This window comes from Streptomyces sp. SID4985, from assembly GCF_009863025.1.
Taxonomy (GTDB): domain Bacteria; phylum Actinomycetota; class Actinomycetes; order Streptomycetales; family Streptomycetaceae; genus Streptomyces.
Genome location: NZ_WWIR01000619.1, coordinates 1 through 317, shown reverse-complemented (window position 1 = coordinate 317; position 317 = coordinate 1). Strand labels below are relative to the sequence as shown.

Sequence of the window (317 nt, the reverse complement as noted above, 5' to 3'; positions counted from 1 at the left end):
TCCACCGTCACCGCCGGACCCTCCAGCCCGTACGTGTACGCCAGCCGCCCGGCCGCGATGCTGCCCGCGCTCCCGCTGAACAGGTAGCCCTCGAAACCGTCCGGCGGCAGTTGGGCACGCGAGCCGTAGTCGCCGTACATGACGCCGGTGAACACGCCGGTGGAACTTCCCCGGAGCGCTTCCGGGTCGATACCGGCCCGTTCGACGGCCTCCCAGGCGGTCTGGAGAAGCAGGCGTTGCTGCGGGTCGGTCGCCAGGGCCTCACGCGGGGACATACCGAAGAACCCGGCATCGAACTCGTCGGCGTCGTAAAGGAA

At 69.4% G+C, this 317-nt stretch carries 1 protein-coding gene; it reads right to left on the bottom strand.

Annotated features, from left to right (window positions below; translation table 11 throughout):
• Window positions 1-317, bottom strand: a 317-nt coding sequence (locus GTW40_RS26285) for a beta-ketoacyl synthase N-terminal-like domain-containing protein (protein WP_161182645.1), incomplete at both ends; no start/stop codon positions are given.